At 71.4% G+C, this 15,780-nt stretch carries 13 protein-coding genes and 1 pseudogene; 9 read left to right on the top strand and 5 right to left on the bottom strand.

Features of this window, described 5'->3' with window-relative positions; genetic code table 11:
- Positions 1–2: 2 nt before the first annotated feature.
- The 3 genes from ACZ4D5_RS21555 to glgX form a co-directional block, all read right to left on the bottom strand.
- On the bottom strand, positions 3–1,376 hold the full coding sequence (locus ACZ4D5_RS21555; protein WP_467773972.1) for a carbohydrate-binding protein: 1,374 nt from the start codon (positions 1,374–1,376) through the stop codon (positions 3–5).
- Between the two features lie 297 nt (positions 1,377–1,673).
- On the bottom strand, positions 1,674–2,627 hold the full coding sequence (locus ACZ4D5_RS21560; RefSeq protein ID WP_467773973.1) for a LysR family transcriptional regulator: 954 nt from the start codon (positions 2,625–2,627) through the stop codon (positions 1,674–1,676).
- 102 nt (positions 2,628–2,729) lie between these two features.
- On the bottom strand, positions 2,730–5,021 hold the full coding sequence (gene glgX / locus ACZ4D5_RS21565) for a glycogen debranching protein GlgX (protein ID WP_467773974.1): 2,292 nt from the start codon (positions 5,019–5,021) through the stop codon (positions 2,730–2,732).
- A gap of 226 nt (positions 5,022–5,247) precedes the next feature.
- Between glgX and ACZ4D5_RS21570 the strand changes: the two genes are divergently transcribed.
- The 8 genes and pseudogenes from ACZ4D5_RS21570 to ACZ4D5_RS21605 all read left to right on the top strand — a co-directional run.
- Positions 5,248–6,387, top strand: a complete 1,140-nt coding sequence (locus tag ACZ4D5_RS21570) for a L,D-transpeptidase (protein ID WP_467774047.1) — start codon at positions 5,248–5,250, stop codon at positions 6,385–6,387.
- 240 nt (positions 6,388–6,627) lie between these two features.
- The gene (locus ACZ4D5_RS21575) at positions 6,628–7,866 is read left to right on the top strand and encodes a L,D-transpeptidase (protein WP_467773975.1); all 1,239 of its coding nucleotides are present in this window, start codon (positions 6,628–6,630) and stop codon (positions 7,864–7,866) included.
- 86 nt (positions 7,867–7,952) lie between these two features.
- Entirely contained in the window at positions 7,953–8,720 is a 768-nt protein-coding gene (locus tag ACZ4D5_RS21580) for an enoyl-CoA hydratase/isomerase family protein (RefSeq protein ID WP_467773976.1), read from the top strand.
- A gap of 274 nt (positions 8,721–8,994) precedes the next feature.
- The gene (locus tag ACZ4D5_RS21585; RefSeq protein ID WP_467773977.1) at positions 8,995–9,498 is read left to right on the top strand and encodes an ATP-binding protein; all 504 of its coding nucleotides are present in this window, start codon (positions 8,995–8,997) and stop codon (positions 9,496–9,498) included.
- 1,180 nt (positions 9,499–10,678) lie between these two features.
- Positions 10,679–11,452 carry a polysaccharide deacetylase family protein gene (locus ACZ4D5_RS21590; RefSeq protein ID WP_467774048.1) on the top strand — a complete coding sequence of 258 codons (774 nt, stop codon included), beginning with the start codon at positions 10,679–10,681 and terminating at the stop codon, positions 11,450–11,452.
- Positions 11,452–12,648 carry a YVTN family beta-propeller repeat protein gene (locus ACZ4D5_RS21595; RefSeq protein WP_467773978.1) on the top strand — a complete coding sequence of 399 codons (1,197 nt, stop codon included), beginning with the start codon at positions 11,452–11,454 and terminating at the stop codon, positions 12,646–12,648. Before ACZ4D5_RS21590 ends, ACZ4D5_RS21595 begins: the two co-directional genes overlap by 1 nt.
- Before the next feature lie 96 nt (positions 12,649–12,744).
- The gene (locus ACZ4D5_RS21600; protein ID WP_467773979.1) at positions 12,745–13,311 is read left to right on the top strand and encodes a glycoside hydrolase family 25 protein; all 567 of its coding nucleotides are present in this window, start codon (positions 12,745–12,747) and stop codon (positions 13,309–13,311) included.
- A 54-nt stretch (positions 13,312–13,365) separates the two neighbouring features.
- Positions 13,366–13,622: pseudogene (locus ACZ4D5_RS21605) on the top strand (AraC family transcriptional regulator); the annotation flags it as partial.
- On the opposite strand, the gene ACZ4D5_RS21610 reads toward ACZ4D5_RS21605, so the two are convergent.
- Together ACZ4D5_RS21610 and ACZ4D5_RS21615 are read right to left on the bottom strand one after the other, a co-directional pair.
- Positions 13,564–14,028, bottom strand: a complete 465-nt coding sequence (locus ACZ4D5_RS21610) for an ABA4-like family protein (protein ID WP_467773980.1) — start codon at positions 14,026–14,028, stop codon at positions 13,564–13,566. The pseudogene ACZ4D5_RS21605 and the gene ACZ4D5_RS21610 sit on opposite strands and share 59 nt — an antisense overlap.
- Positions 14,025–14,990, bottom strand: coding sequence for a hypothetical protein (locus ACZ4D5_RS21615; protein WP_467773981.1), 966 nt, complete (start codon positions 14,988–14,990; stop codon positions 14,025–14,027). The genes ACZ4D5_RS21610 and ACZ4D5_RS21615 overlap by 4 nt, the downstream gene beginning before the upstream one ends.
- A 129-nt stretch (positions 14,991–15,119) precedes the next feature.
- On the opposite strand from ACZ4D5_RS21615, the gene ACZ4D5_RS21620 reads away from it, so the two are divergent.
- Positions 15,120–15,758 (top strand): MerR family transcriptional regulator, encoded by a 639-nt coding sequence (locus ACZ4D5_RS21620; protein WP_467773982.1) that lies wholly within the window; start codon positions 15,120–15,122, stop codon positions 15,756–15,758.
- Positions 15,759–15,780 lie beyond the last annotated feature (22 nt).

Below are 15,780 nucleotides of genomic sequence, written 5' to 3' on the forward strand. Positions count from 1 at the left end.
CGCTACACGGCTTCCCACAGAGCGGGAGTGTTCGGCGGCTCCCACCCGGGCTGAGCCTGGTGCGGCTGCAGGCAGCGATACGTGGACCCGCCGTACGTGACGGAGTCACCGGCGGCGTACACCTTGCCCGCAGCCCACGTGCCGCCGGGCTCGGGCTCGCCGGGGTCGGGGTCGCCGCCGCCCGTGGTCTTCAGCGTCAGGCCGAACTGCTGGAGCAGCGGATTGATCGGCTGGTGGAACGTGGTGCCGCCGCTGCGGCAGTTGCCCGAGCCGCCCGAGGTGACGCCCTGTGCCTGGCTCCCGGAGATGTAGGAGCCGCCCGAGTCGCCCGGCTCGGCGCAGACCGTCGTCCTGGTCACGCCGTTGATGGTGCCCTCGGGGTAGGTGACACTGGTGTTGTGCTGCGAGATGGTGCCGCAGTGCCACCCCGTAGTGGAGCCGGACCGGCAGATCGACGCACCCACCGGGGACTGCGTGGAGCCCCCGACGCCGACCTTCTGGCCACCCTGGCCCTTCACGTACGGGGTGGCGGTCCACTGGGAGTTGGTGGCGACCCAGGCCATGTCCCTGCCAGGGAAGATGGATGCCTGGAACGTGCCCTGGGCCACCCGGTTGTAGCCGGTGGTCGCCGTGCCCGCGCGCCCGCAGTGCCCCGCCGTCGCGAAGCCCTGCTGGGTCCCCTTGGTGATCGAGAAGCCGACCGAGCAGCGGCCGCCTCCCATGTAGTACGCGTCCCCGCCCACGATGTCGTACAGCGGGCGCGGCCGTTCCCTGGTCCTCTCGACGCGTACGAGCGAGGAGTCCACGCCCGCCGCGGAGACGAGGCGGTCGGCGGCGGAGGCCTTCACGGCCCGCAGCACGACCGCGTTGGAGCGCACGTCGACGTACCAGACGGGCGCGTCACGCGTCGCCGTCTTCTTCGCGGCACGGTCCAACTCGGCCTTCGCCGCGTCCAGTCGGGCGGTCGAGTGCCGCACGACCTCGGCCCGTGCCCCCTTGGCCTCGATCGTGTCGACCTCGGCGGCGTCGGTGGTGGCCACGGTCAGCTTGTCGGAGGTGGCGCCGTGCACCCAGGCGCCCGCGAAGGTGGTGCCGAGCGCGTTCCGCAGGGCTCCCGCGACGGCGCCGGCCTCGGCCTCGTTGACCAGACGGGCCTCGGCCTGCGCCGACGTGAGGCCGAGGTCGCGCTGCATGGCCTGCAAGACTCCGGGAGAGGTCTTGTCGACGGCGGCGCTCTCGGCGGGGGAGAGGGACGGGGAAGAGGAGGGGTCGGTCTGGGCGGACGCGCTGCCGGGCAGCCCGGCGAGGACCAGCGCACCGGCCGCGGCGACCGCGGCACACGCCGCGGCGACGCGTCTGTGGTGGGTGGGGAGCATGCGAGGTCTCCTCGGTGTACCGGGGACGAGCGGGGATCGCCCACACCGTAGAAGCCTCAACTGCCCCTCAGAAGCTGTCAGTCGACCCCCGTCCCCGGCGTTATGGAAGCAGGGACGAACCGCCGGAGAAGGCGAGCCGACGCGCCGGAGAAGACACGAGGGCCGGGCGGCCCGGCCGCGCGCCCCGGTCGCCCGGCGGCACCCCGAGTACGCGACACGGCCGGCCACGTCCGGGCCCGCCGGGGCCCGACCCGTTCCGCACGCGCACCGCCGTGCCGGGGGAGGGACCCGCGTGGGTCACGGCTGCCGCGGCGAGGGCGCGGCCAGCCACGCCGTGTAGCTCTCGCTGCGCGCCGCGGCCTCGGCGTGGGCGGCGCGGGCCTGCGCGAACACCGCCGCCGCGGTGTCGTGGGCCGGGGCCGCCGGATGCCACCCCAGCAGATGCCGCCAGTACAGCGGCGAGCCCGTGAGCGGCCTGGTCACCAGGCCCGGGGTCGGCGGGAAGGTCGCCCTGCACAGCCCCACCGCCCGCCCGACCTGCACGAGATGGACGCAGGACGCGACGTCCGTCTCGTACACGCGCGTCGGCGTGAACCCCGCGCGGGCGCACGCCGCGGTGAAGCAGTCCCCGAAACAGCCGTCGCCCGGCACGTCCGTCCACGCCTCGTCGGCGAGCTCGGCCAGACCGATCTCCTGGCTGCCCGCCAGCGGATGCCCCAGCGGCAGCATCACGAAGACGGGGTCACGGGCCACCTCGCGCCACACCAGGAGGTCGCTCTGCGGCGGCGCGCTCGCCCCGCACGTGCCGACCAGCGCGAAGTCGAGGCGCCCGTCCGCCGTGCGGGACGCGATCTCCCGCTCCGACCAGGAGGTGTGCGTGGTCACCGGCACCCCCGGGTGCGCGGCGGCGAGCCGGTCCACCAGGGCGCCGAGCAGCGGCCCGTGGATGCCGCCGAGCCGGAACCCCGCCCCGCCCTCCCAGGCCTGCGCGAACCGCTGCGCCTCCTCCCGCAGGCCGCTGACCGCGGGCAGCACGACCCGGGCCCGCGCGAGCACGAACTCCCCGAGCGCGGTGGCCCGCACACCGTGCCGCCCCCGCTCGAAGAGCTCGCCGCCCAGGGCGCGCTCGATCCGCTTCAACTGCGCGCTCAGAGCGGGCTGAGCGAGCCCGAGCGCGGTGGCGGCCTTGGTCAGGCTGCCCGCGTCGGCGATCGCCCGGATCGTCCTCAGGTGCCGCAACTCCAGGTCCATAAGGTGAGCTTGGGGTCCCCTCAGGTCGGGGGCAAGACTCAGGTCCGGACCAGGAGTGACCATTTGGCCTTCGGCGGAAACACCGCCCCTCCCCGGGCCCCGTCAGCCGCTGACCACCCGCAGCAGCACCACCGAACGCCCCGCCACCGTCACCGCGTCCCCGGCCCGGTGCACGGCGGCCGGCGCCGCCGCCTGGTCCTCCAGGGACGTGTCCACCACGACCTCGTAGGAATCGGCCCACGGCGGCCCAGGAAGCACGAAGCTCGACGGATGCTCCGCCGCGTGCAGGACCGCGAGGAAGCTGTCGTCCACGACCTGCGCGCCCCGCGCGTCACGGCCCGGTATGTCGCGCCCCGACAGATACATGCCGAGGGTCGCGGCGGGCGCGTACCAGTCGGCCTCCGTCATCTCCGCGCCGCCCGGCGTGAACCACGCCAGGTCCCGCAGCCCGTCCGCCGAGTGCGCCCGCCCCGAGAAGAACGCCCGCCGCCGCAGCACCGGGTGACGGTGTCTCAGCTCGATCAGCCGCGCCGTCAGCGCGAACAGCTCGCGCCACCCCGGCTCCTCCCTGAGCCCCCAGTCGACCCAACTGATCTCGTTGTCCTGGCAGTACGCGTTGTTGGAGCCGCCCTGCGTGCGCCCCATCTCGTCGCCCGCCACCAGCATCGGCACACCCGTGGACAGCAGCAGCGTCGTCATCAGGTTGCGCAGCTGGCGCCGCCGCAGCGCGGTGATCCGCTCGTCGTCGCTCTCGCCCTCCGCGCCGCAGTTCCACGAGCGGTTGTCGTCGGAGCCGTCCCGGTTGCCCTCGCCGTTGGCCTCGTTGTGCTTGCGTTCGTAACTCACGAGGTCCCGCAGCGTGAAGCCGTCGTGCGCCGTCACGAAGTTCACCGACGCGTACGGCCTGCGCCCGCCCCACGCGTACAGATCGCTCGACCCCGAGAGCCGGTACCCCAGATCCCGCACGTCCGGCAGCGCGCCCCGCCAGAAGTCCCGCACCGCACCCCGGTAGCGGTCGTTCCACTCCGTCCACAGCGGCGGGAAGGCCCCCACCTGATAGCCGCCGGACCCCACGTCCCACGGCTCGGCGATCAGCTTCACGCGCCGCAGCACCGGATCCTGCGCGATCACCGCGAGGAACGGCGAGAGCATGTCGACGTCGTGGAACGAGCGCGCGAGCGCCGCCGCCAGATCGAAGCGGAAGCCGTCCACGCCCATCTCCGTGACCCAGTACCGCAGCGAGTCCGTGATCAGGCGCAGCACATGCGGCTGGACGACCTGCAGCGTGTTCCCGCAGCCCGTGTAATCGGCGTACCGCCGCGCGTCGTTCGGCTGCAGCCGGTAGTAGCCGCGGTTGTCGATGCCCTTCAGGGACAGCATCGGACCGAGCTCCCCGGCCTCGGCCGTGTGGTTGTAGACCACGTCCAGGATCACCTCGATCCCGGCCTCGTGCAGCGCCCGCACCATCCGCTTGAACTCGCCGACCTGCTGCCCCCTGGTCCCCGACGCCGCGTACGCCGCGTGCGGGGCGAAGTAGCCGATCGAGTTGTAGCCCCAGTAGTTCCTCAGGCCGCGGCGCAGCAGATGGTCCTCGTGCGCGAACTGGTGCACCGGAAGCAGCTCGACCGCGGTGACCCCCAGGCGTACGAGATGGTCGAGCGCCGCGGGGTGCGCCAACCCCGCGTACGTACCGCGCAGTTGCTCGGGAATCCCCGGGTGCAGCTTGGTGAAGCCGCGCACGTGCAGCTCGTAGATGACCGAGTCCGCCCACGGTGTCTTGGGCCGCCGGTCGTCCGCCCACTCGTCGTCCGGCGCGTCGTCGTGCACGACCACGCCCTTGGGGACGCACGGCGCCGAGTCCCTGTCGTCGCGCACCGTGTCCGCCACGTGCTGCTGGGGCCAGTCGCGCACATGCCCGTACACCTCGGCGGGCAGCGCGAAGTCGCCGTCCACCGCGCGCGCGTACGGATCGAGGAGCAGCTTCGCCGGGTTCCAGCGGGCACCCGTCCAGGGGTCCCAGCGGCCGTGCACCCGGTACCCGTACCGCTGGCCGGGGCGCACGCCCGGCACGAAGCCGTGCCAGATCTCGTGCGTCAGCTCCGTCAGCGGGCACCGCGTCTCGACCACCGAGGTCCCGTCCGTGTCGAACAGGCACAGCTCCACCGCCTGCGCGCCGCCCGCCCACAGCGCGAAGTTGGTGCCCGCCACCCCGTCGGGACCGACCCGGAAGCGGGCCCCGAGCGGCGTCGGCGTCCCTGGCCACACGGGCCGCGCGGGCGCCGCGCGCGCCGCCGGACGCGCACGGCCGTTCACCGTGGGGGCGGTCCTTCCGGGCACGATGCCCGCCGTGGCCCGCGCTTCCTGCACTGCCCCTTGCTCGGGTGCGCTCGACACCTGTCAGCCTCCCGCGGCTCCGTCGGTCGACGCGCGAAGAAGGGCGTGCGGCGTCCCGGCCGCGGCTCCCCTGACGTCGTCCTCCCCACTGTTCTGCCCACCGGGTGCGTCGCACTCACGTTTCCCCAAGCGGGGGACGGTCGTTGGGACCCACGTGAGACAGGTTGCGAGGCGCGCACGGCGCGCAGGGGCCGCGCTGGCCGCCGTACTGACATGGGCAGGCCTCATGGCCGGGGCGGCGGGCTGCTCCGCCGGCGGACTCGACGGACTCTTCGGCAAGCCGCGCTCGCCCGCGGACGCGATCCGGGTGACGCCCGGCGACGACAGCAAGGGAGTCAGGGCCGACGAACGCATCGAGGTGAAGGTCCCCGACGGCCGCCTGGAGTCCGTGAAGGTCGTCCGGACGCAGGACGCGCAGGAGTTCGACGTGCCGGGCCGCATCGACGAGGACGGCATGTCCTGGCGGCCGTTGGACGAGGGCCCCCTCGCGCTCGCCGCCACGTACGAGGTCGACGCCGTCGCCCTGGACGGCCACGGCCGCCGCTCGGCCCGCCACACCACCTTCCGCACCTACGTCCCCGACGAGCGCTTCATCGGATACGTGACTCCGGAGAACCGCGCCACCGTCGGCACCGGCATGATCGTCTCCCTGGAGTTCAACCGGGAGATCGAGAACCGCGCCGCCGTCCAGCGCGCCATCCACGTCACCGCGCGGCCTGCCGTCGACATCCGCCCGCACTGGTTCGGCAAGACCCGCGTGGACTTCCGCCCCGAGGAGTACTGGAAGCCCGGCACCAAGGTCACCGTCGGCCTGCGCCTGCGCGACGTCCAGGCCGCCCCCGGGGTCTACGGCCTGCAGGACAAGAGCTTCACGTTCACCGTCGGCCGCCACCAGCACTCCCTGGTGGACGCCGCCGAGCACACCATGGAAGTACGCCGCGACGGCGAGCTCCTCTCCACCGTGCCGATCACCGCGGGCGCCCCCAAGACCACCACGTACAACGGAAAGATGGTGGTCACGGAGATGCTGGAGGTGACCCGCATGAACAGCCGCACCGTCGGCTTCGGCGGCGAGTACGACATCCCCGACGTGCCGCACGCGATGCGCCTGACGACCTCCGGCACCTTCCTGCACGGCAACTACTGGTCGCCGAACGCCCCTGGCAATACGAATGTCAGCCACGGATGCGTGGGCCTGCGCGACGTGAAGGGCGGCAGCTCACGGACGCCCGCGGGCTGGTTCTTCGACCGGAGCCTGATCGGGGACGTCGTCGAGGTGGTCAACAGCGATGACAAGAAAGTCGCTCCTGACAACGGCCTCGGCGGCTGGAACATGGAATGGAAGGACTGGGTCGAGAACGGCTGATCCCCCGGAAGATCACCAGGAGATCGCCAGGTGATCGGCGGATGATCCCCGGGTGATCGGCCGGCGACCACCAGGTGATCATGGTCTGCCCGCACCCCCGGGGCAGTTGGGACTGAACGGTGACATTGGCGGGGAGTCATCGCCAGGGACCGTGTGGTTATCTATCGCTTGCGCGTGTCCGAAACGCGCGGGTGCACTGGGGTGCGGGCCTGGACCAGGCCGTGCGAGGGGAGACACATCTTGAACGGGCGACCGATATCGGGGACGTCGGTTGGCGCGCGTCGGCGCGCGGGGCGTGGTACCAGGAATCTGGCGGCGGTGGTGTCGGGGGCGGCACTGCTCTTCGTCGCGGCGTGCGGGGGAGGCGGCTCGGACTCGGGCGGTGACGGCAAGGACGGCAAGGCCGACAAGAACGCCCCCTCGGCGGCCGTCGTGACGATCGCCCCCAAGGACGGCGCGGACGCCGTGGCTACCAGCGGCGCCCTGAAGATATCCGCCGACAAGGGCAAGCTCTCGGAGGTGAAGGTCGAGGACAGCAAGGGCAACCCGGTCCCCGGCAAGATCACCTCGGGCGGCGCTAGTTGGACGCCCGCGCACCACCTCGCGGCGGCCACGAAGTACAAGGTCCACGCGGTGGCGAAGGACTCCGAGGGCCGCGCGTCCGCCAAGGACATCGCCTTCACGACGCTGACCCCGAAGAACACCTTCATAGGTCAGTTCACGCCGGAGGACGGCTCCAAGGTCGGCGTCGGAATGCCGTTCTCGGTGAAGTTCACCCGCGGCATCACCGACCCGGAGGCCGTGGAGAAGGCCATCGACATCAAGACCGAGCCGTCCGTGCCGGTCGAGGGCCACTGGTTCGGCAACGACCGCCTGGACTTCCGCCCCGAGAAGTACTGGAAGGCCGGCACGAAGGTCACCGTCAAGCTCAACCTCGACGGCGTCGAGGGCCGCCCGGGTGTCTACGGCAAGCAGTCCAAGACCCTGAACTTCACCATCGGCCGCAGCCAGGTCTCCACCGTCGACGCCAAGACGCACCAGATGAAGGTCGTCCGCGACGGCAAGCAGATCAAGAAGATCCCGATCACCGCGGGCGCCCCGGGCACGACCACGTACAACGGCGAGATGGTCATCAGCGAGAAGCTCCAGGTGACCCGGATGAACGGCGAGACGGTCGGCTTCGGCGGCGAGTACGACATCAAGGACGTCCCGCACGCGATGCGCCTGTCCACCTCCGGCACGTTCATCCACGGCAACTACTGGTCGGGCGGCGCCTTCGGCAACACCAACGCCAGCCACGGCTGCATCGGCCTGAGCGACGTGCGCGGCGGCTACAGCAAGAAGACGCCCGGCGGCTGGTTCTTCGAGAACTCGATGATCGGCGACGTGGTCGTCGTGAAGAACTCCGCCGACAAGAAGATCCAGCCGGAGAACGGCTACAACGGCTGGAACATGTCGTGGGAGAAGTGGAAGGCGTAATACCGCTCTGCTGATACGAGGGGCCCGGCGCACTGTGACCAAGTGCACCGGGCCCTTGGTGGTTAACCCCCGCTAACGTGCCTGTCATGACTGCACACCTCGAAGTAGCCGAAGGCGTCGGCACGATCCGGCTCGACCGTCCCCCGATGAACGCCCTGGACATCGCCACCCAGGACCGCATCAAGGAGCTCGCGGAGGAGGCCACGCGCCGCGACGACGTGCGCGCCGTGGTGATCCACGGCGGCGAGAAGGTGTTCGCGGCGGGCGCGGACATCAAGGAGATGCAGGTGATGGACCACGCGGGCATGATCGCGCGGGCCGGCGCCCTGCAGGACTCCTTCACCGCGGTGGCCCGCATCCCCAAGCCCGTCGTCGCCGCCGTGAACGGCTATGCCCTGGGCGGCGGTTGCGAACTGGCGCTCTGCGCGGACTTCCGTATCGCCGCGGACAACGCCAAGCTCGGCCAGCCGGAGATCCTGCTCGGTGTGATCCCCGGTGCGGGCGGCACCCAGCGCCTGGCCCGCCTGATCGGCCCGTCCAAGGCCAAGGACCTCATCTTCACCGGGCGCCAGGTGAAGGCCGACGAGGCGCTCGCCATCGGCCTGGTGGACCGCGTCGTGCCGGCCGCCGAGGTGTACGAGCAGGCGCACGCGTGGGCCGCGCGCCTCGCGCAGGGTCCGGCCATCGCGCTGCGCGCGGCCAAGGAGTCCGTCGACGCGGGTCTGGAGACGGACCTCGACACCGGCCTCGCCATCGAACGCGCGTGGTTCGCGGGCCTGTTCGCGACGGAGGACCGTGAGCGGGGCATGCGGAGCTTCGTCGAGGAGGGTCCGGGCAAGGCGAAGTTCCTCTGAACTGCCTTCCCTGGGCGTTCAGTTGAACGAGCGTCAGCATGGAGGTCCCTCGAAGGAGCGGATTATGGCCGACTTGAGAGAGCCTTGACTCTGCCGGGTCGGAGGCGGTAGGCGATCACCTGTGTGCGGGTGGTTACCGCAGGTCAGAGCAGCTTCTTGAGGTCTTATCTGCCAGTGGCATATGACAAACCGGCCCCCCGGAATGGTTGGTTCCGGGGGGCTCATTCCGCCGGAACGGCCCCGGAGAGCGCTCTGGGCGGCCATGATGGAGGGCATGGCGGGGCTGGAGGGCGACGAACGGCCGCGGAGGCACGGAAGTGCGACCGCGGCGCGCTGGTCGCCGGCGGTAGAGGACGAACACGCGCTCAAGGCGCTCGAGTTGTTCGGGAATCCGACGGACGCGGAGGTCCCGCTGCCGTCGCGCCCGGAGTCCGCAGCCATCGCGCGCCGCCTCGCCCAGGTCGTGATCCTCCGCCACTGGGGCCTGTCGCCGAAGCTCACCGAGGACGTCGTCCTCCTCGTCTCCGAGCTCGTCGGCAACGCCGTGCGGCACACCGGCGCCCGCGTCTTCGGACTGCGCATGCAGCGGCGGCGCGGCTGGATCCGCGTCGAGGTGCGCGATCCCTCGCGGGGGCTGCCGTGTCTGATGCCGGTCCAGGAGATGGACCTGAGCGGCCGTGGTCTCTTCCTCGTCGACAAGCTCTCCGACCGCTGGGGCGTGGACCTGCTGCCGCGCGGCAAGACGACGTGGTTCGAGATGCGGGTCGCGGACCGCTGAGAGCGGCTCCGCGCGAGCGTGTCCCGGTACGCGAAAGCCCCCGGTGGCCGATGTTCGGCACGAGGGGGCTTTCGTGAAGCGCCGTGGAAGTCTGGGGTGTGATCCACGGACGCCGAAGACGACCTGAGCCCGGGTCAATGGGGGTCGTGTCCCCGACTATGGCAGACGGGGGCCACCGATCCAAAAGTCCCTATCGGGACATATGGTGCAAACCATCTCACTTTAGAGGTGAATCCTTGGTGAGATGGGACACCTGCCTGGTAAACGCTGGTTAAGCGGAGCCTGTGGCAGGCGATTGGCAAGGCTTGGGCGGCGAGGGGGAGAGGTGGTCGCCTTCGCCTTCAGGGGTCCTGAACCATGACAAAGCGGGTCAATCAACGTGAATTAGACGATTCAAGCATTAAATGGTCGCGTGACTCGCCGCGAGAGGAAGCCCGCCCGCCGAACCGACGGCAGCCCGAACGAGCACGCCGACCGCCCGAGCGCGTCCCGCTCGCCGCAAGCCGCCCTCCGACCGGTTCGTTCCACAGGGCGCCCGGGCCCGGGCGACGGCGGCTCGGGCCGGGCGGATGGCCGAGCGGGTCGGGCGGATGGCCGAGCGGGCTGGGCCGATGGCGGCCTGGGTCGGGCCGATGGTGGCTTGGGCCGGGCTGACGGCGGCCTGGGCCGGGCTGACGGCCGAGCGGGTCGGGCCGATGGCCGAGCGGGTCGGGCGGATGGCCGAGTGGGCCGGGCCGACGGCCGCCGCCCGGCCGCAGGCGAAGGGGCGCCTGGCCACGGCGTCGGCAGACGGGTCCAGGGTGGCGGTCGGTTCCCTGAAGGCGGCGGAAAACCCGACCGTGACGCCGCCCGCCCGGGCGAGGACGACGGTTCACTCGAAGACGACGGCCCTCTGCCTCATGACGGCTCGGCGGCCCGTGGCGGTCCGCCGGTCCATGGTGGCTTGCCGGTCCTTGGTAGTTCGGCGGTTCATGGCGGCTCGGCAGTCCACGGTGGCCCGCCGCCCCATGGCCGCTCGCCGGTCCTTGGTAGCCCGCAGGTCCACGGTGGTCCGCCAGTCCCCAGCAGCCTGCCAGTTCACGGTGGTCCGCCAGTCCCCAGCAACCCGCCACTCCCCAGCGGCCCCTCGGGCCGCGGCGCCGCCCCGGCGGCAGCCCGTCCGCTCCGGCGGCGCGAAGCGCTGCGTGCCGGGGTGGGAGCGGGGGCCGTCGGTGTGGGGGCCGCGCTTCTCGGGGGGCTTGCCGCCGGGTGTGGTGCGCCGAGCGAGCGGACGGCCGCGGTCGTCACTCCGCGCCCCGCCCGGCCCGCCCGCCCCGCCCCGGCCGCCGCCCCCGCGCCCCGCCGCTTCCCCGGGCTGCCCGTGCAGATCGTCCACGGGCCCCGCACCCGCCCCCAGGTCGCCCTCACCTTCCACGGGCAGGGCGACCCCGCCACCGCGAAGGCGCTGCTCGCCGAGGCGGAGAAGGCCGGGGCCAAGGTCACCGTGCTCGCCGTCGGAGGCTGGCTCGACGAGCACCCCGGCATGGCCCGCCGCATCCTCGACGGCGGCCACGACCTCGGCAACCACACCCACCACCACCTCGACATCAACGCCATGTCCGAGGCCGACGCCTACGCCGAGATCACCGGCTGCGCCGACCGCCTGCGCCGCCTCACCGGCTCCATCGGCACCTGGTTCCGCCCCTCGCGCACCCGGACGGCGACCCCCCTCGTCGAACGCCTCGCCCGCCGCGCGGGCTACCCCCACGTCCTTTCGTACGACGTCGACTCCCTCGACTTCACCTCGCCCGGCGCCCCCGCCGTCACCCGCAAGCTCGCCGCCGAGATCCGCGAAGGATCCGTGGTGAGCCTGCACTTCGGGTACGCGGACACGGTCGCCGCGCTCCCCGCCGTCCTGCAAGAACTGGAACGCCGCGGCCTGCGCGCCGTCACGACCACGGAGCTGCTGACCTGATGTCCCTCACCTCGACCCCCGCCCTCAACCTCACCAAGCGCACCGCGACCCTGCTCGCCGCCGGTGCCGTCCTCGCCGCCCTCGCCGGCTGCGGCAGCGACCAGCGCGCCAACGAGGCCCTCGGCAACGAAGGCATCCGCAAACCCGCCAGACCCAAGGCCGCCCCCGGCCTGCCCGGCATGCCACCCGTCCTCGACCCCAAGGACGCCTACGCCGCCGACCGCCCCAACGCCCTGGCACCCGTGGCGAAGAAGTTCCTGCCGCGCGTCTACGTCCCCAACACCGAGTCCGACACGGTCTCCGTCATCGACCCCAAGACGTTCAAGGTCATCGAGACCATCCCCGTCGGCGACCAGCCCCAGCACGTCGTCCCCTCCTGGGACATGAAGACGCTCTGGATCAACAACGACCTCGGCGACAGCCTCACCGCCCTCGACCCCGTCACCGGCAAGACCGGCCGCACCGTCGAGGTCTCCGACCCCTACAACCTCTACTTCACGCCGAACGGCAAGTACGCCGTCGTCATGGCCTCCATGGACCGCGAACTCGTCTTCCGCGACCCCAAGACCATGAACCGCGTCAAGACCGTCCCCGTCACCTGCGCGGGCGTCAACCACGCCGACTTCTCCATGGACGGCCGCTACTTCATCGTGTCCTGCGAGTTCTCCGGCGAACTCCTCAAGGTCGACACCGAGAAGATGAAGATCGTCGGCCAGCAGAAGATCCCCTTCGAGGGCGCCATGCCGCAGGACGTGAAGATGTCCCCGGACGGCAAGACCTTCTACATCGCCGACATGATGGCCCACGGCATGTGGGTCCTGGACGGGGAGAAGTTCACGACGCCCAAGCTGCTGCCCACGGGCAAGGGCTGCCACGGCCTGTACGTCAGCCGCGACTCCAAGGAGATGTACGTCTCCAACCGCGGCGAGGGTACCGTCTCCGTCTTCGACTTCCCGAAGAACAGGCTCACCAAGAAGTGGAAGCTGCCCCAGGGCGGCAGCCCCGACATGGGCGGCGTCTCGGCGGACGGCAACACCCTCTGGCTGTCCGGGCGTTACGACTCCGAGGTGTACGCCATCGACACCCGCACCGGTGTGCAGCTGGCCCGCATCCCGGTCGGCGACGGCCCGCACGGCCTCGCGGTCTATCCGCAGCCGGGCCGCTACTCCCTCGGGCACACGGGGATCTTCCGTTGAACGGTTGATGGTTGACGGTTGGCCGAGCTCGGCACCGGGCACGAAAAGAGGACAGCTCAGGAACGTGCTGCCCCCCACGCCGCCCGGAGGTCGCCCATGATCCGTGGCATCGATGTCAGCTCACACCAGTCGACGACGTTCAGCACGGACGGCCTCTCCTTCGTCATCATCAAGGCGACGGAGGGCCGTTCGTACGTCAATCCGAAGCTGACCGCACAGACGAAACGGGCGCGCGACGGCGGCTGCGTGGTCGGCTTCTACCACTTCCTGTGGCCGGGCAACATCACGGCCCAGGCGGAGTACTTCGTGAGCAAGGCCCCCGAGAAGGCGGGGGACTTGCTGGCGGTGGACTGGGAGTGGACGGGGGACCACACGGCCGCGTCGAACGCGGAGAAGGACCGCTTCATCCGTGAGGTGAAGCGGCTGCGGCCTTCGCACAGGGTCCTCTTGTACGCGAACAGGGATTTCTGGCTGAACCGGGACACCACGTCCTACGCGGGCGACGGCCTGTGGATCGCCGACTACGTGACGGCGGGCAAGCCGCGCATCAGGGCGAAGTGGACGATCCACCAGTACACGTCGACGCCGCTGGACAAGAACGTGGCCGACTTCGAGAACGAGGACGCTCTGCGGGAGTGGGCCACGCCCCAGGTCACGCCCTAGGTCACGTACTAAGCCACGCCCGAGGGCCGTGAGACGGCGGGCGAGGCGACGGGCGTCCCGGCCGCGCCGCTCGCCATCCACGGCGACCCCGGGCACCCCTGGACGGTGGGTGAACTCGGCGCGCTCACGAGCCTGTCGGGGGCGCCCTTCGCGCGCCGGTTCACGGCGTCGGTGGAGACGGGGACGACGTCCCGCTGCGGTCGGTGGCCGAACGGGCCGGGTACTCCTCGGAGTTCGCCTTCGCCAAGGCGTTCAAGCGGGAGTTCGGGATGGCTCCGGGGTGGTACCGGAAGCTGCGCGCCGCCGGATGAGAGCCGCCCTCAGCGGCAGGAAGAGGAGGAGCCCGAACGGCGAGAGCAGGATGGTGAGGACCAGCAGGGGACCCGTCACCAGCGGGTGCGCGCCCAGGCGCCGCCCCTCGCGGTACATCCACTGACCCAGCAGCAGGTCCCAGGCGATGACCTGCGCCCAGATCGCTCCCGCGCCGTTGGCCTGCGCCAGCAGGTCGCGGAAGCCGTCGATGTCGGGGCTGCTGACCGCCGCCCAGAGGTCGGGGAGGACGGGCAGCGCCATCGTGACGTAGACGGCGAGAACCGGGACGACGGTCAGGGGTGAGGCCGCGATCCGGGCCGTGAGCCTTTGGCCCGGCGCGAAGATCATGAGGAGCCAGACCGGCGCCGCCAGCCAGAAGGAGAGCTCGAAGAGGAATCCGGTCACGGCGCGAGCTCCTTCTGTCGGGAGTGCTCAAGGTCCTTGCCCTGTGCGCGAGTTGGCGTGGGGCGTCGCAGTGCGCCGTATGCTCCCGCCGCCGCGGCCGCGGCGATGAGCCACGCGGTCGTGAGCGTCACGGCGTCCGGGTGGATCAAGGGCTGGCCGCGCAGGGCCTGCCAGAGGACCAGGGCGAAGACCGCCGCGTACGCTCCCGACGCGACCAGGACGAGCCGCGCCCGCACCCGGTCGTCGGCGAGACGGGTGTGGCGCGGCGCGAGCGCCATCAGGGTCATGAGCAGCAGCGGGAGCAGCTGCAGCGCGTGCATGCCGAAGAAGTGCGGGATCCGCAGGTCGCCGCCGGTGGTGGACCAGCCGGTCAGTGGCATCGAGGGCCCGCCGTCCGGCACGCCCACGCTGTGCGCGCCGACCACGGGGGACGTGCCGCGCACCTGGCCCGGCGCCGGCTGGGTCATCAGGAATCCGACGGCCGCCCCGGCGAGTGCGAGGGCGATGCCGCAGCGCATCGTCCACGCGGACGCGCGGTCGGCGGTCCGGGCGCGCAGCAGCAGGACGGCGATGGTGAGCGTGGCGAGCCACAGGACGACCACGGTGACGGCCATCGCGTTGAACAGCGCCTCGTCGAGCGGGGTTTCGTGGTTGAAGTGGCTGCGCCTGCCGCGCACCACCTGCCCTGTGATGATCACCATCTCGAGCGCGCTCGTCGCCGCCACCACCGTGCCCGCCCACCACCCGGTGCGCCGCCCGCGGTCGAGCAGCGACAGCATCCAGGCCAGCGAGAGCCCGTACGCGACGAACGAGACCGCGAACTTGAACGGCTTGAACCAGATCCGCGCGCCCACGAGGACCCGGTCGTCGACCACGAGTCCGACCGCGGAGACGACGGCCAGGACGGCCATCGACGCGGAGAACAGCACCAGTGGGCGGTGCCATGAACGCCATAAGGACATGCGTCTCCCCCTTGAGTTGCCCTTGCCGAAATGGATAGTGGCGCTGTCTGCTATCCGATAGCGGGACTATCTATGATGGAGTGAGGGGTTGGCAAGTGGTCATGGGGAGAACGGGAGCGTGGACAGGCCGTGCGCATAGGTGAGTTGAGCCGCAGGACCGGTGTGCCGGTGCCGACGATCAAGTACTACGTACGCGAAGGGCTGCTGTCGCAGGGCGAGTTGACCAGCCCCAACCAGGCGCACTACGGCGAGGAGCACGAGCGCAGGCTGCGCCTGATCCGCGCACTCCTGGAAGTCGGCGGTCTGAAGGTGGCCGCGATCGCCGAGGTGCTCGGCGCCGTCGACGACCCGGGCCGCCCGCTGCACAAGGTGCTCGGCGCCACCGCGAGCCGGCTCGGCACGCAGGGCGAGGCCGAGGACGACGCCGAGGCGGCCGCCGCGCACGCCGCCGTCGAAGAGCTCATCGCGCGGCGCGGCTGGCGCACCCATGACACGAACGCGGCCGCCGACGAGCTGGCGCGGGCGCTTGCCGCCATGGCCCGGCTCGGGCACGGGGCGTTCACGGAGCTCCTCGACGAGTACGCCGAGGCCGCCGAACTCGTCGCCCGCGCCGACCTCGGGTACGTGGACCGGCGCGTCGCCGTCGAGGACCTCGTGGAGAGCGTGGTGGTCGGCACGGTGCTCGGCGAGGCGGTGTTCAACGCGATGCGCAGGCTCGCGCACGTGGACGCCTCGGCGCGGCTCTATGGGGGAGAGGGAGGGGGGTGAGGGGCGCGGGTGAGTGGCCTGA

The sequence above is a fragment of the Streptomyces sp. NPDC025651 genome (assembly GCF_055558735.1).